The sequence below is a fragment of the Allobosea sp. CS1GBMeth4 genome, from assembly GCF_900185715.1.
Classification (GTDB): Bacteria; Pseudomonadota; Alphaproteobacteria; order Rhizobiales; family Beijerinckiaceae; genus Allobosea.
The window spans coordinates 107,732-126,458 of sequence record NZ_FYAS01000014.1 but is presented as its reverse complement, the minus strand read 5'-3'; the positions used below and the strand labels follow the sequence as shown (position 1 = coordinate 126,458).

Genomic DNA, 18,727 nt, shown 5'->3' with positions numbered 1-18,727 from the left:
GCGACGTAGAACCCCTCTCCTGGAAGGAGAGGGGCAGGGGTGAGGTGTTCGGACTGGAAACGTTGGCCTGAACCTGGACGCGCGGTCAGCGCTCGCGGAACTGGTCGGATGGCCTACACCTCACCCTGCCCTCTCCTTACAGGAGAGGGTTCCCCGCGCCCTCGATCAACCGCCCCGCTTCACCTTCACCCCGGCGATCAGCCAGGCCCCGGTCAGGAAGAATCCGATCAGCACCGCGAGCCCGGCGCGCTGGCTGGCGAACAGGCTCGTCGCCAGCGCGACCAGGGTCGGCCCCAGGAACGACGTCACCTTGCCGGCGAGCGCGAACAGGCCGAAGAACTCGCCGATCCTGGCCGGCGGCGCGATGCGGGCGAGCAGGCTGCGCGAGGACGCCTGCAGGGGGCCTGCCACCAGGCCGATCAGCAGCCCCAATCCGAGATAGACCTGCTCCGGCAGCGAGGCGAAGAGCCCGTCGCCCGGCACGGCCGGCGCCGCCGCGACGACGAAGGCGACGCGGTCCGGCCCGAGCGAGAGAATGCCGACGCAGGCGAAGAGCAGGCAGGCGATCGCTCCGAGGATCACCCGCTTGCCGCCGATCGCGTCGTCGAGCTTGCCGCCCGCCCAGGCGCCGAGCGTGCCGGTGACGGTGAGCAGGATGCCGAACACCCCGAGCTCGATCGTCTGCCAGCCGAAGACGCCGGCGCCGTAGATGCCGCCGAAGGCGAAGAGCGCGACGAGCCCGTCCTGATAGATCATGTTGGCGAGGAGGAAGCGGCCGAGCCCCGGCAGCGAGGGCAGTTCGGCCAGCGTCGCCCTGAGATGCGCGAAGCCGCCGGCCGCCGCCCGCCTGAGCGGGATGCCGGTTCGCGGCGAATCCGGCGTCAGCAGGAACATCGGCGTGACGAAGATCACGAACCACAGCGCGGTGAGCGGCCCCGAGAAGCGGTCGCCCTCGCGCGCGGCCGCGTCGAGCCCGAACAGCGGCGCAAGCCCCGCCAGGGTCCTGCCGGTATGCGGATCGGCCGCGAGGAAGCCGAGGGTCAGCGCCAGCGAGACCAGCCCGCCGAGATAGCCGACCGCCCAGCCGGTGCCCGACAGGCGCCCGAGCCGCTCCGGCGGCACCAGCCGCGTCATCATCGCATTGTTGAAGATCGTCGCGAATTCCGCGCCGATCGTGCCGACGACGAAGCCGGCGAGCGCGATCGGCACCGCCCAGGGTGAGCCCGGCCTGGCGTACCAGAGCATCGCCGAGCCGGCGACCAGCATCGCGCCGAACACCGCGATCCAGGGCTTGCGCGGGCCGGTCCTGTCGGCGATGCCGCCCAGCAGGGGCGAGAGCAGCGCGATGGCGAGCCCGGCGAGGCCGGTCGCGTAACCCCACAGCGCCTGGCCCTGCGCCGGGTCGCGGGCCAGCGCCGCGGCGAAGAAGGGCGCGAAGACGAAGGTGGTGACGAGGGTGAAGAAGGGCTGCGCCGCCCAGTCGAAGAAGATCCAGGCGACGACCGAGCGCCGCGGCGGATAGCTCGCCGGCTGGTCGCCGGCGGCAGGCGGGGAAACCGCGCTCACTGCAGCGTGGTGTCCGGGTCGGAGCCGCCGCGGGCGAGCTCGATCTCGGTGATCGCGACCAGGACCTCGGCCCGGCTCTTCAGGCTGGGGGCCTCGAGCAGCGCCTGCTTCTCGCGCGGGCCGAACGGGCACATCATCGAGAGTGCGTTGACCAGCGCCTCGTTCGGCGCCTCGTTGACGCCCTTCCAGTCGATCTTGAGCTCGTTCGCCTTGGCGAAGCTGCGCAGCGCCTTGAGCAGGCCGGCGCGGTCGACCTCCTCCTCGCCGGCGCGCGCCTGGAAATCGGTCGCGAAGCCGTCATAGGCGACGCGCCCCTGTCGATAGGGGGTCGCGACGGAGAGCTCCTCCTCCAGGCGGAACCGCGAGATCCCGGTCAGCGTGACGATGTAGCGGTCGTCGCCGGTCTCGGCGAACTGGGTGATCCGGCCGAGGCAGCCGACCTGGAGCAGCGCCGGCACCTGCGACTGGCGCCCGGTCTCCGGCTCCGGCTGGATCATGCCGATGACGCGGTGCGAGCGCAGCGCGTCGTCGATCATGCTGAGGTAACGCGGCTCGAAGATGTTGAGCGGCATCTGGCCGCGCGGCAGCAGCAGCGCGCCGGCGAGCGGGAACAGCGGAATCACCGCCGGGCAGTCCTCCGGCCCGGAATAGACCGCGTTCATGCCCATGGCGCGCCTCCCTTCACGAAAACAGCAGGCCCGACAATTTGCGCCGCCCGGCGACGCTGTGCTCGTCCATCGGCCCCCAGGCCTCGAAGAACTGCAGCAATTGCTTGCGGGCGCCGTCGTCGTTCCAGGCGCGATCGGCCTTGATGATCGCGATCAGCTGGTCGACCGCCTCCTCGCGCCTGTCGCGCGCGTTGAGCGCCAAAGCGAGGTCGAACCGGGCCTGATGATCCCGCGGATTGGCCGCGACCCTGGCCTCGAGCTCGGCCGTGTCGCCGAGCGAGGCGGCCTGCTCGGCGAGCTCGACCGCGGCCCTGACCGCCGCCACCGCCGGATCCTGCGCCTTTGCCGCCGGCACCATGGCGAGGAAGCCCTTGGCGCCCTCGATGTCGGCGGCGTCGAGATGCAGCCGCGCCATGCCGGCGATCGCCGCGACATTCTCCGGCTCGGCCGCCAGCACCTGCGCATAGAGCTCGCTCGCGCCGGCGGCGTCGCCCGCCTCCAGCGCCTCTGCCGCCGCGGCCAGCACCTCCTCGACCGGCCCCGGCCCCATCGGCCCGACCAGGCGCTCGATGAAGGCCTTCACCTGGCTCTCCGGCTGCGCGCCCATGAAGCCGTCGACCGGCTGGCCGCGCTGGAAGGCGATCACCGCCGGGATCGACTGGATGCCGAGCTGGCCCGGAATGGCCGGATGCTCGTCGATGTTCATCTTGACCAGCTTGACCTTGCCGCCGGCCTCGCCGACCACCTTCTCGATCACCGGGGTCAATTGCTTGCACGGGCCGCACCAGGGCGCCCAGAAATCGACCAGCACCGGCTGGTTCATCGATTCGGCGATGACGTCCTGGCGGAAGCCCTGCGTCGTCGTGTCCTTGATCAGGCCCTTGGCCGGGGCCGCGTCGCCGTTGACCAGCATGGCTCGTCCTTCACCTAGCAATCTGTCGGTCTTGGAAATCTGGAAACCGGATGGCCGCCGCAGCGCGCCGCCTCTTACATGGGTGGCTTCAGCCGTTCTGTCCATCGTCCGGCGGCGCCGGCAGCGCGACGATCATCGGCTCGTGCCCGGTCGCGCGCAGGAAGGCCAGCATGTCGTCGCGTGCGATGCCGAGCGTCGCCGTGTTGACCAGCGGGTGGAAGTTCAGGCGCTCGCCGTCCATCAGCGCGGCATCGAGCACCATGGTCACCTCCCCCGCATGGTCGTTGGCAACGGCGAAGGCCGTCACCGAGCCCGGCGTCACGCCGAGCTTCTCCATCAGCAGCTCGGCCGAGCCGAAGGAGAGCCGGCCGCTGGCGCCGAGCCGCTCGTGCAGCCGCTTCAGGTCGATGCGCGTGCTCTCCAGCGCCGAGACCAGGAAGAGCCGCCCCTTCTTGTCCTTGAGGAACAGGTTCTTGGTGTGATGGCCCGGCACCTTGCCGCGCAGTTCCTTCGATTCGGCGACCGTGAACACCGCGACATGGTCGAGGCGCGTCGTCGCGATGCCGAGCCCTTCGAGCTTGGCGATGAGAGCGTCGGGAGAGAGCGGTGTCGGCATGGTCGACCGGAGCAGGCAGGACGCGCGAAACGAAGCCGCCCGGCCCGCCTGCATCGCAAGCCGATCGGCAGGACGGCCCCGGGCGCGGGAGGCGGGACGGGTTCACCGATCGGGCCGGCTGAGCCCGATCGGTTCGGCTCTAAGCCCGCCGGCCGGCGCAGGCAAGCGCCGCAGGCGAGGCGGCCGGCGATCGAGCCGCTCGCTGGCGGCCCGGCCGGCGGCGAGCCGGCCCCGGCATGCCCCGACTCGGAGCGCGACCCACGGGCTCTGGCGCCCGGCCTCTCCCCGTCGTGCCACGCTCCCGGCGGGAGGCGGGCCGGCATCCCGCTCGCAACGCGGTTTTCACGCCGGTTTCGCCGGGCCGACACGCCACCATCAGAAAATTGCAACAAGGCGCTTGCGCTTCCCGTCGCTTTGGGGCAATAACCCGGCCGCGCCACCGGCGCGACTGTCTCGGATGCGGGTGTAGCTCAGGGGTAGAGCACAACCTTGCCAAGGTTGGGGTCGAGGGTTCGAATCCCTTCGCCCGCTCCAGACATTTCTCAAGGTTTGAGAGGCACGTAAGCGTCGGGTTTCCCGGCGCTTTTTGCTTTTTGGGCGCTGTGGCGCGCGTCTTGGCCGACCTGTCGAGGCTCCGGCGCTGGGCGCTGGCCTTGGCCTCACGGCGGCGTGCTCTCCGCCGCGCAGTAGCGCTCCAGCACCGCTCTCGTCCCCTCGGCCCAGATGGCGCGCAGCGCCGCGCCGAACGCGGCGCTGAAACGCGGCTCCTGCGCGAGCGAGCCGTAGATGTCGCGCATCCCGAGCCAGGCGGCCGGCTCGGCCTTCGCCATCCGGGCCCGCTCGCGCAGCCGGGGCCAGATCGGGTCCTCGGCCGTCACCGGCGCGCCGCTCTCGCTCTCGCCATGACAATAGCGGCACCAGAAGGCGCAGACGAGCGCGAGCCCGTCGATCCCGCGCCCGGTCGCGAGCGCGTCGCGGAGCGTCGGCAGGATGAATTTCGGCTGGCGGTCGGAGCCGTCGCGGCACAGGCGCCCGATCGTGTCGGCGATCGTCGGATTGGCGAGCCGCCGCTCCACCGTCCGCCTGTAGGCGCGCAGATCGGTCCCCGGCACAGGCGGCACCAGCGGCACCACCTCCTCGGCGAGCAGGCGTGACAGGAAACGGGCGATCAGCGGGTCCTGCATCGCCTCGTGGACGAAGCGGATGCCGAGCAGGCCGGCCGGATAGGCGATCGCGGCGTGCCCGCCATTCAGGATCCGGATCTTCATCAGCTCGAACGGGGCGACATCGGCGACGAACTGGACGCCGACCTCCTCCAGCCGCGGGCGGCCGGCCGGAAACCGATCCTCCAGCACCCATTGCCGGAAATCCTCGCAGAAGACCGGGCGGCGATCGTCGATGCCGAAATCCGCCAGCAGCCGCTCGCGCTCGCGCTGCGTCGTCGCCGGCGTGATCCGGTCGACCATCCCGTTGGGGAACGCGACGGTCTCGCGGATCCAGGCGGCGTCCGAACGGTCGACCAGCTCGACCAGGCCGGCGACCGTCTCCCGCGCGACATGGCCGTTGCCGGGGAGATTGTCGCAGGACATCACCGTGAAGGGCGCGACGCCGGCCGCCCGGCGCCGCAGCAGTGCCGCGGCGATCAGCCCGAAGGCGGTCTTCGGGCGTCGCAGCCGGTCGGCGGCATCGGCGGCGATGTCGGGATCGTCGCCAGCGAAGGCCTGGGTCGCCGGGTCGACATGGTAGCCGCCTTCGGTGACGGTCAGCGAGACGATGCGGATGCGCGGGTCGGCCAGGCGCGCGAGCACGGTTTCGCTCTCTCCCGGGGCGATGAAATCGAGCATCGGCGCGATGATGCGGGCTTGCGAGAAACCGGCTTCCTGCGTCACCACCGTGGTGAGGAAGTCCTGCGCCGCGAGATCGCTCCGCATCCTGGCGTCGTCCTCGCGGATGCCGGTGCCGATCAGCGCCCAGTCGCGGTCGAGCCCCCGTTCGAAGAGCTCGTCGAGATAGACCGCCTGATGCGCGCGGTGGAAATTGCCGACGCCGATATGGACGATGCCGGGCGAGAGAAGCTGCGGCCGGTATTGCGGGACGGCAGCGGAGCCGGCGACGGCGGCCAGAGTCGCGCGCGAAAGCCTGACCGCCATCGGCGTCACTTCGCCCGCGCCGCCGCGAGCTGGATGACGAGGTCGGGCCGGTCGCTGGTGATCTGCGAGACCGGCTGGCCGAGCCAGAAGGCGATGTCGCGGACCGTGTTCGGCACCCAGACGCCGAGGCGCTCGCGCCCGACGATGGCGAGCGCCCGGTCGAGCGTAAGGCGCAGCAGCGACTGCTCCACCGCGACGATGCAGCCGAGATCGGCGAAGCGCTTCAGCGTCCGCTCGACGCCGCCATACGCTTCGCAGGAGCGCCGGTCGACCGAGGCGAGGCGGCGCAGCCGCGGCGCCTTGGTCCGGATCTCCTCGATCACCTCCGGCACGAAGCAGGTCAGCACGACGCGCGCGGACAGCCCGCGCTCCTCGACCAGGGCGATCACCTTGTCGAGCAGGCCGGGATAGGGGCTGCCGAAAGCGTCCATCTTCATCTCGATCTCGAGCTCGATCCCGGTCGGGCCGAAGACGTCGAGCACGGCCGGCAGCGTCGGGATCGTCTCGCCGAGCGTGTCGTTGAGCTTCACCCGGCGCAGCGCCTCGCGGTCGAGCCCGCCGACCGGCCCCCTGTGATCGGTGGTGCGCTCGAGCAGCGGGTCGTGGATCACCATGATCTCGCCGTCGCTGGAGAGGTGCACGTCGAGCTCGACCGCATCGACCTTGAGGCCGCAGAGATTCCGGAAGCCGGAGATGCTGTTCTCGGCCCAGAGGTTGCGTGCGCCGCGATGCCCGATGATCCGCATGAGGGAAGTCCCGTTATCCGAGTGCGATGACCTATTTGCCGCTGTCGACCAGCCCCTTCACGAACCAGCGCTGGAGCAGGAGGATGACGATGGTCGGCGGCAGCATGGTGAGGAAGGCCGCGTTCATCAGCACGTGCCAGGTCGGCAGCGAGTCGCTCTGCGGCATCAGCTTCTTCAGCCCGATCACGGCGGTCGCCATGTCGGGATCGGTGGTGAGCAGCAGCGGCCAGAGATACTGGTTCCAGCCCATCAGGAAGAGGATGATCGCCAGCGCCACGATGTTGGAGCGCGACAGCGGCAGCAGGACCAGCCGGAAGAACTGCCAGGGGCTGGCGCCGTCGATGCGCGCCGCCTCGCAGAGCTCGTCCGGAACGGTCAGGAAGAACTGCCGGAACAGGAAGGTCGCCGTCGCCGAGGCGATCAGCGGCAGGATCAGGCCGGAATAGCTGTTGACCAGGTTCCAGTCGAGATCGACCAGCGCCTGCCAGCCGAGCCAGCCGCCGAGAATGTTGAGCGGCAGCGCCACATTGGCCGCCGATTCATAGGTCGGCACGATCCGCACCTCGATCGGCAGCATCAGCGACATGAAGATCAGCCAGAAGGCGGTGAGCCGGAACGGGAAGCGGAAATAGGTGACGGCGAAGGCCGCGATCAGCGAGACCGCGAGCTTGCCGAAGGTGATGCCGCAGGCGACGATGAAGGAGTTGAGCAGGAGCCGGCCAAATTTCGCGCTGCTCAGCACGCTCTGCATGTTCGCCAGGAACTGGTCGCCCGGCAGCCAGGAGAGCGGCACCTGCATGATCTCCTGCTGCGACTGCGAGCCGATGACCAGGACGAAATAGATCGGCAGGCAGACGATCGCCGCCCCGAGCACCAGGATGGCGTGGCAGGCGAGGTCGAGGACCGGCGTGCGCTCGTTCATCCCCGCCCCTAGACGCTGTAGTTCACGCGCCGCTCGATGAAGCGGAACTGCGCGAAGGTGAGCGCGAGCGCCAGCGCCATCAGCACCACCGACTGCGCCGCCGAGGAGCCGAGGTCGAGCGTGACGAAGCCGTCCTGATAGACCTTGTAGACCAGGATCGAGGTCGCGCCGGCCGGGCCGCCCCGGGTCGTCGCGTCGACGATCGCGAAGGTCTCGAACAGGCCGTAGACGAAGTTGATCACCACCAGGAAGAACAGGGTCGGCGCGATCATGGGAAGCGAGATGCGCAGGAAGCGCTGGATCGGCCCCGCCCCGTCGAGATAGGCCGACTCAAGGATCGATTGCGGCACCGACAGCAGCGCCGCGACCAGGAAAATGTAATTGTAGCAGATGTGATTCCACGACGCGGCCATGACGATCAGCGCCAGCGCATGGCCGGAATTGCGGTTCGGGTCCCAGTCGAGGCCCAGCCCCTGCAGCAGATGCGCGACCGGCCCGACCCGCGGATTGAACAGGAAGGCGAGCATGATGCCGGCGATCGCCGGAGCGATGGCGTAGGGCAGCAGCAGGATGGTGCGATAGGCGCCGCGGCCGCGCGCGATATGGTTGGTGGCGAAGGCGAGCACGAGCGCGGCCGACAGCGTCAGGATGTTCTGCGCCAGGGTGAAGGCCAGCGTCACCTGCACCGAGGACCAGTAGACCCCGCTGCGGAACAGCCGCTCGAAATTCTGGAGACCGACCCACTGTGTCGTCGCGCCGAACGGGTCGGTGAGCTGGAAGGCCTGGAGCAGCGCCCGCACCGACGGGATGAAGAAGAACAGCAGCAGGATGAAGAGCTGCGGCGCCAGCAGCCAGAACGGCAGGCGCCAATCGTCGAAATGGGCGCGCTTCAGGCCGCTCTCCGCCTCGCCCGTCCCCGCCGCGGGCAGAGGCCGGCGGGTCGCAGGCCGGCGCGGAGCCAGGGCTCCGGCGCCGGCCGGTACCGCCAGGCTGCCGCTATTTCTTGCCGGCATTGAGCTGCTCGTAGCGGCGCAGAGCCTCGTTGCCGCGGTTGACCGCCTCGTCGAGCGCCTGCTGCACCGGCTTGCGGCCGAGGAAGGCGGCCGAGACCTCCTCCATGATCGCCACATTGATCTGGTTGCTGTTGCCGATGCGGAAGCCGAGCGAATTGTCGCTGGGCGTGCCGCGCATCAGCTGCAGCACGGCGAGCGCCCGCGTCGGGTTCTTGTCGTAATAGCCCTGCGCCTTGGCCGCCTCATAGGCGGCGACGGTCACCGGCACATAGCCGGTCGCCTGATGCCACCAGACCTGCGTGTCGGTCTGCGCCAGGAAATTGTAGAAGGCGGCGACCGCCTTGTACTTCTCCGGCGTATGCCCCTTCAGGGTCCAGAGCGCCGCGCCGCCGATCACGCTGTTCTTCGGCGAAACGCCCTGCTCATAGGGCAGTTCGGCCGCACTCCACTCGAACCTGGCCGCGGCGACCACCGCCGCATGGGCCGCCGTCGAGGCGATGATCGTCGAGCATTCGCCGGAGGTGAAGAGTTGCACGGGGATCACGCCCTGCCCGGCGATCTGCATCACGCCGGAGCCGACCAGCCGCTTCATGCGCTCGACCTGGCCGACGAGCTTGCCCTTGTTGAAGACGAAGGACGTATCGAGCCCGTCCATGCCGTTGCGCTTGGTCGCATACGGGATGTCGTTCACGGCGCTGTAGTTCTCGAGGAAGCTCCATTCGTAGTCCCCGGGCAGAACCATCGCGCATTTCGAGACGCCCTTGGCCTTGATCGCGTCGAGCTGCGGCTCGAGCTCCTGCCAGGTCGCGCCCGGCTTGTCGAAGCCCGCGGCTTTGAAATGGTCGCGGTTGTAGAACAGGATCGGCGTCGACGAGTTGAACGGCATCGCCTGCAGCTTGCCGTCGACCGCGTAGTAGCTGACCACCGGCTTGATGAAGTTCGACCAGTCGACCTTGTAGCCCTGCTGCGCCATCAGCTCGGCCGTGGGGATGATCGCGCCCGAATTGACCATGGTCAGGAAGGAGCGCTCGTTCGACTGCACGATCTCCGGCTGCCGCTTGGCCCGGTAGGCCGCGATCGTGCCGTTCAGCACCTCGTCATAGCTGCCCTTGGCGATCGCCTTGACCACATAGTCCTTCTGCGAGTCGTTGAACTTCCTGACGATCTCCTCGACGCGCTCGCCGAGCGCGCCGCTCATCGCGTGCCAGAACTCGATCTCGGTCGCCGCCCGGGCCGGCGACAGGCCGGCCAGCACCAGGGCACCCACGCCCGCCAACACCGCATGGATAGGTCGCATCGAAGCCTCCCGTCATGACGTTATGCGAGCATATGCTCTTTATTGAAGCATATGCTCGCACATCGCCTCCTTATGTCAACCGCCCGTGACAGGGCGATGACGGCGCGCCAGGGACGGCCGCCGAGCGGATCGGAGACTGCCGCGCTCAGCCGGCGAGCAGGGCGCGCGCCGTGTCCTCGTCGATGATCAGGCCGTTGACGATGCGCCCGGCGAGGGCGGCCCGCAGCGGCGCCACCTTCGCGGCGCCGTGCGCGATGCAGATGCGCAGGCGGTTGCTGCCAGGCTCCGGCGGCACGCTGGTGACACGCAGGTTCAGGCCGCGGTCGAGCACCCTGCCCTCGCCGTCGAACGCCCAGCCGGTCACCTCGCCGACGGCGCCGTGACGGACCAGTTCGAGCAGTTCGCTGCGGGTCATGAAGCCGTCGCGATAGAGCACGGCGTCGTCGCCGATCTGGCTGATGCCCATCAGCCAGAGATCGGCCTCGCCGGCGATGGCGCGGATCCGCCGGACCGACTCGATCTCGATCAGTTGCGCCCGCTCCTCCGGGCTCGAGACGTAAAGCGGCAGCGGCATCGGGAAATGCTGGGCCTTGGTGAGCTCGGCCAGCTTGACCAGCGTATCGAACCGGCTCGCCGAGCCGTCCGGGGAGATCGTGCCGACGAGCGAGACCAGCCGGTGCAGCGGGCAGGACATCGGCGAGACCCGCTCGATGCTGGCGCGCATCGAGCGGCCGGTGCCGAGCGCCATCACCAGCGACTTGCGCGAGCGCAGCCAGCGCTCGATCAGCAACCCGCCCAGCGAGGCGACGCCGGAGGCCGCCGTCTCGTCCGAGCCATCGGCCGGCGCGATGTCGCAATGCTGCAATTCGAAGCGATCGCGCAGGCGCGCCGCCAGGTCCATGCAGTCGGCGATCGGATGATTCATCCGGAAGCTGATCAGCCCCTCCGTCCGGCAGAGCGAGACGAGCCGCTGCGCCGCCGGCCGCGAGATGTTCAGGATCTGGGCGATGTCCTCCTGGGTGCGGCCGGCGATGTAGTAGAGCCAGCCGGCGCGGGCGGCATCGTCGAGGCGGGCGCTGTCGTTCTCCGCCATGCTCAGCCGGCCTCCTGCAGAGCGAGTTCGCGCCAGGAGCCGAACACCCGCTCGGCGCCGGCCTCGGCCAGGGCGTCGCGCTGGTCGAGCACGGAAAAATGGCTGCCGGCCGCCAGGCCGAAGGCGGTCATCCCCGCGGCCCTGGCCGCCTTCACGCCGCTGACGCTGTCCTCGACGACGAGGCAGCGCTCCGGCGCCGCGCCGCGCTCGGCCGCCGCCAGCAGGAACAGATCGGGCGCCGGCTTGCCGCGCGCCACCCGCGTCGTGCTGAAGATCCGCCCGTCGAACAGGTCCCACAGGCCGGCCTGGCGCAGGCTCAGCTCGATCCGCTCCTCGTCGCTGGAGGAGGCGACGCAGTAATCGGCGGCGAAGGCCTCGACCGCCTCGCGCACGCCCGCGATCGGACGCAGCTCGGCGCAGAACGCAGCGAACAGCCTGGCGCGCCAGTCCCGCGTGAAGCCGTCCGGGGCGGGGCCGCCGCTCATCCGCTCATAGTCCTCGATCACCGCGCTCGCCGGCCGCCCGAGAAAGCGCCGCATCACGTGACGCAGATCGTAGGCGGGATCGAAAGGCGAGAGAAGCTCGACCAGGATCCGGCAGCTGATCGTCTCGCTGTCGACGAGGACCCCGTCGCAATCGAGGATCACGAGATCGAAATGCGGGGACGAGCGGGTCATTGGCGCAACAGGATTGTGGTCAGATGCTCCGATAGAGAGCATCTGCTCGGAATCCTGTCAAACGCATCAGCCCCTGGTCGCGGCGAGGTGCTCAGCGCCGGCGCGCTTCGGCCCCTCCGGGATAGATCAGGCTCTTGACCATGCCGGCCTCGTTGGCGGCGTGGCGGCGGAAGGCGTCGGGCCCCTCGGCCAGTGCGAAGCGATGGCTGACCACGGCCTCGACATCGACCTTGCCCAGCGCCACCAATTCGATGGCGCGCGGATAGACATGGCCCATGCGGCGCGAGAACTTGATCGTCAGGCCGCGCCGGCGCGCCTCCGCCGCCGGCACGACATAGCTGTCGCCGTCGGGGATCCCGACCAGCACGACGCGGCCGCCGATGCGCGCGGCGCGCACCGCGTCGCGGAAGCCTTCCGGGGCATTGGTCGCCTCGATGACGAGAGGCAGGCCCTCGCCCTCCGTCCACGCGGCGATATCGGCGACGCTCTCGCCGGCCTTGCTGGCGCCGAGCTTCAGCGCCAGGGCCCGCCGGTGCGGCTGCGGATCGCATGCCAGGATCTCGCCGGCGCCGACCGTCCGCAGCACCTGCAGGATCAACAGGCCGATCGGCCCGCAGCCGAGCAGCGCGACGCGCTCGAGCAGGCGCGGCCTCGCGAGGTCGACGGCGTGGATCGCGACGCCGAGCGGCTCCAGCATCACCGCATCGCTCGGGGTGAAATCCCCGGGTACCGGCACGATCTGCGATTTCGGCACCCAGATCCGTTCGGTCATGGCGCCGTCGTTCGGAGGCGCCCCGATGAAGACGACCTCGGGACAGAGATTGGGATGCCCCGCGCGGCAATGCCGGCAATGGCCGCAGGCCTGGTTCGGATCGACCGCGACGAGCGCGCCGCGCGCCAGCCCGAGCTCCGGCAGGTCCTCGGTCAGCCAGCCGCTGAACTCGTGCCCGGGAACGAAGGGCTCGGCGATCACCGCGGAGCCGATGCCGCCATCCTTGTAATAGTGCAGGTCGCTGCCGCAGAGCCCGACGGCGGCGACGTCGATCAGCGTTTCGCCGGGCGCGCCCTCGCGCAGGTTGAAGGGCGCGACGCGGGCATCGCCCGCGGCATGCAGGAACACGGCATGGGACATATCGGGGCGGCGCTCCGGCTCGGCCAGCACTCATCTCAACAAATGTATTCTCTTATTTACATCAGTTACGGTCAAGGCGAAAACGGCGAGCCGACAGCCTTCGGTTGTAGGGGCCGGCCGGCGCGATATAACGCTCGGCAGCCGATTGAAGGATCCGCGATGCCGGAAGATGCCCAGACCCAGGTCAGAGCCGCCTGGCTGTACTATATGGAAGGGCTGACCCAGGCGGAGATCGCCGACCGGCTGAAGATGACGCGGCTCAGGGTCAACCGCCTCCTGGTCGAGGCCCGCAGCAGCGGGCTGGTCAACATCACGATCAATTCCCGGCTCGAAAGCTGCGTGCGGCTGGAGCATGCCCTCGCCGACAGATTCGGGCTCCAGGCCGCCATGGTGGTGCCGACGCCCGACGACCCGGCCCAGGTGCCGGCCCAGATCGGCCGGGCCGCCGGCGAGTTCGTCTCGCGCATCGTCGAGGAGCGGCCCTCCGGCGTCTTCGGCGTCGGCTGGGGCAGCACGCTGCGCGAGACGATCCGGCATGTCAGGCCGGGGCAGTTCCGCGACCTCGCCGTCACCGCGATGATGGGCGGGCTGACCTACGGCATCGAGATCAACACCTTCGAGATCGCCAGCCAGTTCGCGCGGCTCTGGCAGGCGCAGTGCCACTATCTCGCCGCGCCGATCTATGCCGGCACGCCGCAATCGCGCGACACCATCCTGGCGCAGGACGTGTTCGAGGCCGCCTTCGCCCGCATCCGCGCCACCGACGTCTCCATTCTGAGCGCCGGCGACATGAGCGAGCGCTCGCTGCTGGTGCGCTATGGCCTGCCGCGCGATGTCGACATCGCCGAACTGACGGCGCGCGGCGCCGTCGGCGATCTGCTCGGGCAGTTCATCGACGCCGGCGGCGAACCGCTCGACCACCCGATCAACCGCCGCGCCATCGCGTTGCCGCTGGAGGCGCTCGCGCGCATTCCGACGACGATCCTGGCGTCCGGCGGCGCCAACAAGGCCGCGGTCATCGCCGCCGCGCTGAGGGGTGGGCTCGCCACGGTGCTGATCACCGACGAGCAGGCGGCGGCCGCCGTGCTCGCCCTGCGCTGAGCCGGTCAGGCCGCGCGGATCGCCGCGAGCAGTTCCTCGTGGATCAGGCCGTTGCTGGCGATCTTCTCCAGATCCTCGTCGCGCGCCTCGGCGCCGGCCGCCGTGGTCACCCTGCCGCCGGCGGCGCGCACCAGCGGCATCGCCGCCGCATGCGAGACGATGTCCGCCTTGAGACCGATGAAGGCGTCGAGCCGCCCGGCCGCGACCAGCGACATCTCCAGCCCGCCGGAGACCAGCACGCGCACGCCGCGGCAGAGCCCCGAGAGCCGGCGGATCACTTCATTGGTCCGCGCCAGCTCCTCCGGCGCATAATGCGAGGTCAGGCAGATCGAGACCACGGCATCGGCGAGGCTCGCCGTCGCCGAGACCGCGGCGGGCCGGTCGTTGATCGTCGCCATGCCGCCTTCGGCATAATGCGCGACGAGCCCGGCGAGCGGCGCATGCGTCAGGCCGAGCAGCGTGCGGCCCTCTTCCTGATAGGCCATCGTCACCGAAAACCAGGGCAGCCCTCCGGCATAGTTCACCGTGCCGTCGAGCGGGTCGACGATCCAGCGCGGCGCCGACGCCGCGCCGGAGAAGCCGGCCTCCTCCGACAGGATCGCCGCCCCGGGCGTCAGCCGCCGCAAGCCGTCGATGACCAGCCGCTCCGAGGCGAGATCGGCCGCGGTCACGACGTCACGGAAATCCTTGCGCGCGACGGCGAGTTCGCCGTCCTGCATGTCGACCAGGAGCTCGGCGGCCTGCCGCGCGATCGCGGCCGCCCCGTCGAGCAATGCGAGGAGGCGCGGCTCAGGCATGGGCGGCCTGCGGCTTGCCGGGATAGGCCGGGTCGAGCACGAAGGGCCGGCGCGGTCCATAATCGCCGATCGGCTGGAGATGGCTGACGATGCCGGTCTCGGGGCGCCAGACGTGCACGGCGAAGGCCGGCGGCTCCATCACGAACTGGTTCTCCGTGCCCGGGCGCAGATCGAGCGCGACCTGATGCGCCGTGCCGGGCGCGACATAGCCGATCGTTCCGGCGAAGCGCCGCTGGATCGGGCGGTGATAGTGCCCGCAGAGCACGCGCTCGATCTCGGGATGGTCCGCGATCAGAGCCGGGAAGCGCCGGGAGACGCGGCAGGGGATCACGTCCATGCCGTCGACGCCGACTGCGAAGGGCGGGTGATGCATGAAGATCAGGGTCGGCCGCCCCTGCCCTTCGCGCAGGCGCTCCGCCAGCCAGGCCTCGCGCTCGGCGCAGATCTCGCCGCCATCCTCGCCGGCGATCACCGTGTCGAGCCCGATCAGGCGGACCGGGAAATCCTCGACCGTGTAGTGCAGGAAGCCGGCCTTCGGCAGATAGCCATAGCCGGAGCCCAGTACCGCCGCGAAGCTCTCGCGCCGGTCGTGATTGCCCGGCAGGACATAGACCGGCATCGGCAGCCGCCGCAGCGCCGCGCTGACGATCGCGTATTCCTCGGCGAGGCCGCAATCGGCGAGGTCGCCGGTGACGAGCACGCAATCCGGCGCCGGATCGAGCGCCAGCACGGCGTCGACCGCGCCCGAGATGGCGGCATTGGTGTCGACGATGCCATAGGCCGGGCGGCCATGCGGCCTGGCGTGGAAATCGCTGAGCTGGGCGATGATCATGGCGTCTCGGTGCAGTGGCGGAAAAGGCGTGCCGCCCGGCGCAGAGGCCGGGCGGCGATCGTGAATGCGTCAGGGCGAGCCGGTCACTTCATCAGCCCCTCGGTCTCGGAGACCATGCGCTCGATGCCGGCCCTGGGCTGGATCTCGCCGCGCATCACGCCGGCGATCACCTCGCGCTGCTGGCGCCAGATGCGGACCGAATTGCCGCCGGGATAGCCCTGCCAGGGCGAGGCGCGGTTCACCTGGCCGTTGATGGTGCGGAAATTGGCGTTGTCCTTGTAGAACGGCCCGAGGAAGGCGTCCTCGCCGGCACGCAGATTGGTCGGCATGTAGCCCGAGGTCTCGACGACGATCTTCTGCGCCTCGGGACCGGTGACGAACTTCACGAACTCCCAGGCCGCCTTCTGCTTGGCCGGATCCTTGGCGGTGATGATCGCCGCGTTGCCGCCGGTCGGCAGCGTGCCCTTGGCCTTGTCGTCGATCGGGAACAGCGCGGTCTTCAGCGTGAAGCGCTCGCCGACGAGGTCGGTGACCTGGCGCAGGCGGGCCGGCGTGTCGAAGAAGATGCCGATCTTGCCGGCGATGAACTGCTGGCGCGACTGATCCCAGTCGATCAGCGGCATGCCGCCCTCGGTGACGAAGCTGCGCAGCGTCTCCAGCGCCTTCAGGCCGACATCGCCGCCGAAGGCGACCTTCTCCCCGCTGGCGTCGAGCAGGGTGTGGCCGCCCTGCTGCACGATGCCGCGCCACAGCCAGTCGTCCGGCCAGTCGTGGATGTTGTAGGCGAGGCCGGCGACGTCGGCGGTGCGGATCTTCCTGGCGAGCGCGATGGTGTCGGCCCAGTTGTCCGGCATCTTCTCGGGATCGCCGCCGGCCTTCTTCACCAGCTCGGCGTTGAAGTACATCAGCGGCGTCGAGGCGTTGAAGGCGAGCCCTGCCTGCTTGCCGGCGACCTGGCCGAGCGACAGCAGCGCATCGGAATAATTGGCCTTGCGCCAGGCCTCCGGCTCGGCCTTGAGGAGCGTCCCGAGATCGACGACCTGCTTGCGCTTGTCGAGCGTCTCGACCAGCTCGGTCAGCAGGTGGAAGCCGGAATAGTAGACGTCCGGCAGCTGGTTGGTCACCGACGAACGCAGCATCGCCTGATGGCCTTCGTCATAGCTCGCTGCCGGCGCCCGGAAATTGATCTTGATGCCCGGGTTCTTCTTCATGAACTCAGCGGCGATGGGCTCGTGGAACTTCGCGAAGGCCGGGAAGGCGTAGAGCACGTCGAGCGTGACCTCCTGGGCGCGCGCCGCCGTCGAAGCGGCCAGCGCCAGCGCCGCGGCGGCCAGCGTCCTACCGAAAGCTTTCATCGGTGATCTCCTTGAGAGAGTTGGATTTTGTAGGCTCGGGCGTTTCGCGGGGTCGGCTTATTTCACGCCGGTCATTGTGATGCCGTCGATGAATCTGCGTCTGGCGATCAGGAAGGCGAGGACGAGCGGCGCGGTCAGGATCGTCGCCGCCGCGGTCAGCGCGCCGTAGTTCGAGCCGGTCTCGGCGTCGGCGAAGAACATCATCCCGAGCGGCGGCGGCGCCAGCCTCGCATCGGAGATGACGATCAGCGGCCAGTACAGATCGTTCCAGTGCGCCACCGTCGAGAACACCGCGAAGGCGGCGATCGCCGGCCAGGCGCTCGGCGTGACGATGCGCCAGACGATCTCGAACTCGCTCATCCCGTCGAGCCGGGCGGCGTTGATGATGTCGTCGGGAAAGCTGCGGAAGAACTGGCGGAACAGGAAGATGGCGAAGACCGAGAGGAAGAACGGCACCATCATCGAAAAATAGGTGTTGAGCAGGCCGAGCTGGGCGAGGCCGATATAGAGCGGCATCGCCGGCACCTGGACCGGGATGCACAGGCCGAGCAGCACCAGCACGAAGAGCAGGTTGCGGCCTGGAAAGTCGAGCTTCGCCAGCGCGTAGGCGCAGGGGATCGCGACCAGCAGCTGCACCACGAGGATGCCGGCGCAGAGGATGACGCCGTTCAGCGCGAAGCGCAGCAGCGGCGCCTTCTCCATGGCGAAGCGGTAGTTCTCGACGCCGTAGAACTGCTTCGGCCAGAGCGCGATCTCGGCGCTGAAGATCTCGGCCGGCGGCTTGATCGAGGTCACCAGCATCCAGATGAACGGCGCCAGCATGAACACCGCCCCGGCGACGAGCACGCCGTGGATCAGCATGAGCGAGAGGAAGCGGCGCGCCGCCGAATGCGCCGGCGAGATCATTGCGACGGAAGGACCCGGAGCCGGCATCAGTAATGCACCTTCTTGTCGAGGGCGAAGGTCTGCACGGCCGAGAAGACCAGAATGAAGGCGAGAAAGATGAAGGTCAGCGCCGCGGCATAGCCGGTGTGGAAATACTGGAAGCCTTCGAGATAGATGTTGTAGAGCAGCACCTCGGTCGAGCCGACCGGCCCGCCGCGCGTCATCACCGCCACCGTGTCGAAGATCTTGAAGGCGGTGATCATGGTGGTGATCACCACGAACATCGTCGTCGGCCCGAGCAGCGGCCAGGTGATGGTCAGGAAGCGGTCGATCCCGCTGGAGCAGCCGTCGATGTCGGCGGCCTCGTAGAGATCGCGCGGGATCGCGGTCAGCCCGGCCAGGAACAGGATCATGTTGAAGCCGAGGATCTGCCAGATGCCGATCACGGCGAGCGTCGCCAGCGCCGTCGAGGGCTCGCTGAGGAAGGCGACCGGGCCGATGCCGAGCCATTTCAGCAGGCCGTTGATCGGCCCGAGCGAGGGATGCAGCAGGAACTGCCAGACCGTCGCCATCGCGATCAGCGTCGAGGTCACCGGCAGGAAGTAGATGACCTCGTAGAGCGAGCGCGAGCGCGTCCGCCGGTGGATCAGGATCGCGATCAGCAGCGCCCCGAAGACGCCGCCGGGCACCACGATGGCGACATAAACCAGCGTGTTGAGCAGCGAGCGGCGGATGATCGGATCGGCCAGCGCCTTCTGGAAATTGGCGAGCCCGACGAAATCCAGGTCGACACCGCCGAACTCGTAGCTGGTGAGGCTGAGCACGACCAGCACGGCGAGCGGCGCCAGGATTGTCAGCAGCAGCAGGACGAGCGCCGGCATGGCGAAGCCGAGCCCGGTGACGCGCTCGATCCGCAGACGCCGGCGCCTGCCGGATGCGAGCTGCGCGGGCATGTCGAGCGCGA

At 69.2% G+C, this 18,727-nt stretch carries 18 protein-coding genes and 1 tRNA gene; 2 read left to right on the top strand and 17 right to left on the bottom strand.

Features of this window, described 5'->3' with window-relative positions; genetic code table 11:
- Positions 1-165 precede the first annotated feature (165 nt).
- From CS1GBM4_RS07975 to CS1GBM4_RS07960, 4 genes are all read right to left on the bottom strand, one after another.
- Positions 166-1,566, bottom strand: coding sequence for an MFS transporter (locus tag CS1GBM4_RS07975; RefSeq protein ID WP_186418169.1), 1,401 nt, complete (start codon positions 1,564-1,566; stop codon positions 166-168).
- Positions 1,563-2,234, bottom strand: coding sequence for an LON peptidase substrate-binding domain-containing protein (locus CS1GBM4_RS07970; protein WP_186418168.1), 672 nt, complete (start codon positions 2,232-2,234; stop codon positions 1,563-1,565). The genes CS1GBM4_RS07975 and CS1GBM4_RS07970 overlap by 4 nt, the downstream gene beginning before the upstream one ends.
- Before the next feature lie 13 nt (positions 2,235-2,247).
- Positions 2,248-3,147: a thioredoxin gene (trxA, locus tag CS1GBM4_RS07965; protein ID WP_186418167.1), complete on the bottom strand. Its 900-nt coding sequence runs from the start codon at positions 3,145-3,147 to the stop codon at positions 2,248-2,250.
- Between the two features lie 88 nt (positions 3,148-3,235).
- The gene (locus tag CS1GBM4_RS07960) at positions 3,236-3,763 is read right to left on the bottom strand and encodes a prolyl-tRNA synthetase associated domain-containing protein (protein ID WP_186418166.1); all 528 of its coding nucleotides are present in this window, start codon (positions 3,761-3,763) and stop codon (positions 3,236-3,238) included.
- A gap of 459 nt (positions 3,764-4,222) precedes the next feature.
- On the opposite strand from CS1GBM4_RS07960, the gene CS1GBM4_RS07955 reads away from it, so the two are divergent.
- A tRNA-Gly gene (locus CS1GBM4_RS07955) sits at positions 4,223-4,297 on the top strand.
- Positions 4,298-4,422: 125 nt separating this feature from the next.
- Here the strand turns inward: CS1GBM4_RS07955 and CS1GBM4_RS07950 are convergent.
- The 8 genes from CS1GBM4_RS07950 to CS1GBM4_RS07915 all read right to left on the bottom strand — a co-directional run bounded on the left by CS1GBM4_RS07950 (position 4,423) and on the right by CS1GBM4_RS07915 (position 12,793).
- Entirely contained in the window at positions 4,423-5,913 is a 1,491-nt protein-coding gene (locus tag CS1GBM4_RS07950; RefSeq protein WP_186418165.1) for a mannitol dehydrogenase family protein, read from the bottom strand.
- Positions 5,914-5,918: 5 nt separating this feature from the next.
- Positions 5,919-6,659 carry a glycerophosphodiester phosphodiesterase family protein gene (locus CS1GBM4_RS07945; protein WP_186418164.1) on the bottom strand — a complete coding sequence of 247 codons (741 nt, stop codon included), beginning with the start codon at positions 6,657-6,659 and terminating at the stop codon, positions 5,919-5,921.
- Between the two features lie 31 nt (positions 6,660-6,690).
- A complete protein-coding gene (locus tag CS1GBM4_RS07940) occupies positions 6,691-7,581 on the bottom strand; it encodes an ABC transporter permease subunit (protein ID WP_186418163.1) in 891 nt (296 codons plus the stop codon).
- Between the two features lie 8 nt (positions 7,582-7,589).
- Positions 7,590-8,594 carry an ABC transporter permease subunit gene (locus CS1GBM4_RS07935; protein ID WP_186418162.1) on the bottom strand — a complete coding sequence of 335 codons (1,005 nt, stop codon included), beginning with the start codon at positions 8,592-8,594 and terminating at the stop codon, positions 7,590-7,592.
- Positions 8,578-9,891, bottom strand: coding sequence for an extracellular solute-binding protein (locus CS1GBM4_RS07930; protein ID WP_186418161.1), 1,314 nt, complete (start codon positions 9,889-9,891; stop codon positions 8,578-8,580). Before CS1GBM4_RS07930 ends, CS1GBM4_RS07935 begins: the two co-directional genes overlap by 17 nt.
- Positions 9,892-10,036: 145 nt before the next feature.
- On the bottom strand, positions 10,037-10,984 hold the full coding sequence (locus tag CS1GBM4_RS07925; RefSeq protein WP_186418160.1) for a sugar-binding transcriptional regulator: 948 nt from the start codon (positions 10,982-10,984) through the stop codon (positions 10,037-10,039).
- Positions 10,985-10,986: 2 nt separating this feature from the next.
- Positions 10,987-11,661, bottom strand: coding sequence for an HAD family hydrolase (locus CS1GBM4_RS07920; protein ID WP_186418159.1), 675 nt, complete (start codon positions 11,659-11,661; stop codon positions 10,987-10,989).
- A 91-nt stretch (positions 11,662-11,752) separates the two neighbouring features.
- Positions 11,753-12,793, bottom strand: a complete 1,041-nt coding sequence (locus tag CS1GBM4_RS07915; RefSeq protein WP_186418158.1) for an alcohol dehydrogenase catalytic domain-containing protein — start codon at positions 12,791-12,793, stop codon at positions 11,753-11,755.
- A 159-nt stretch (positions 12,794-12,952) separates the two neighbouring features.
- Here CS1GBM4_RS07915 and CS1GBM4_RS07910 point away from each other — a divergent pair, with 159 nt between their 5' ends.
- The gene (locus CS1GBM4_RS07910; RefSeq protein ID WP_186418157.1) at positions 12,953-13,894 is read left to right on the top strand and encodes a sugar-binding transcriptional regulator; all 942 of its coding nucleotides are present in this window, start codon (positions 12,953-12,955) and stop codon (positions 13,892-13,894) included.
- Between the two features lie 5 nt (positions 13,895-13,899).
- On the opposite strand, the gene CS1GBM4_RS07905 is transcribed toward CS1GBM4_RS07910, so the two are convergent.
- From CS1GBM4_RS07905 to CS1GBM4_RS07885, 5 genes are all read right to left on the bottom strand, one after another.
- On the bottom strand, positions 13,900-14,691 hold the full coding sequence (locus CS1GBM4_RS07905) for an inositol monophosphatase (protein ID WP_186418156.1): 792 nt from the start codon (positions 14,689-14,691) through the stop codon (positions 13,900-13,902).
- On the bottom strand, positions 14,684-15,523 hold the full coding sequence (locus CS1GBM4_RS07900) for a phosphodiesterase (RefSeq protein WP_186418155.1): 840 nt from the start codon (positions 15,521-15,523) through the stop codon (positions 14,684-14,686). Before CS1GBM4_RS07900 ends, CS1GBM4_RS07905 begins: the two co-directional genes overlap by 8 nt.
- Positions 15,524-15,606: 83 nt before the next feature.
- Entirely contained in the window at positions 15,607-16,878 is a 1,272-nt protein-coding gene (locus CS1GBM4_RS07895; RefSeq protein ID WP_186418154.1) for an ABC transporter substrate-binding protein, read from the bottom strand.
- A gap of 57 nt (positions 16,879-16,935) precedes the next feature.
- Positions 16,936-17,811 carry a carbohydrate ABC transporter permease gene (locus tag CS1GBM4_RS07890; RefSeq protein ID WP_244607116.1) on the bottom strand — a complete coding sequence of 292 codons (876 nt, stop codon included), beginning with the start codon at positions 17,809-17,811 and terminating at the stop codon, positions 16,936-16,938.
- Complete coding sequence (locus CS1GBM4_RS07885) at positions 17,811-18,716, bottom strand: sugar ABC transporter permease (RefSeq protein WP_244607129.1); 906 nt, start codon at positions 18,714-18,716, stop codon at positions 17,811-17,813. Before CS1GBM4_RS07885 ends, CS1GBM4_RS07890 begins: the two co-directional genes overlap by 1 nt.
- Positions 18,717-18,727: the final 11 nt, after the last annotated feature.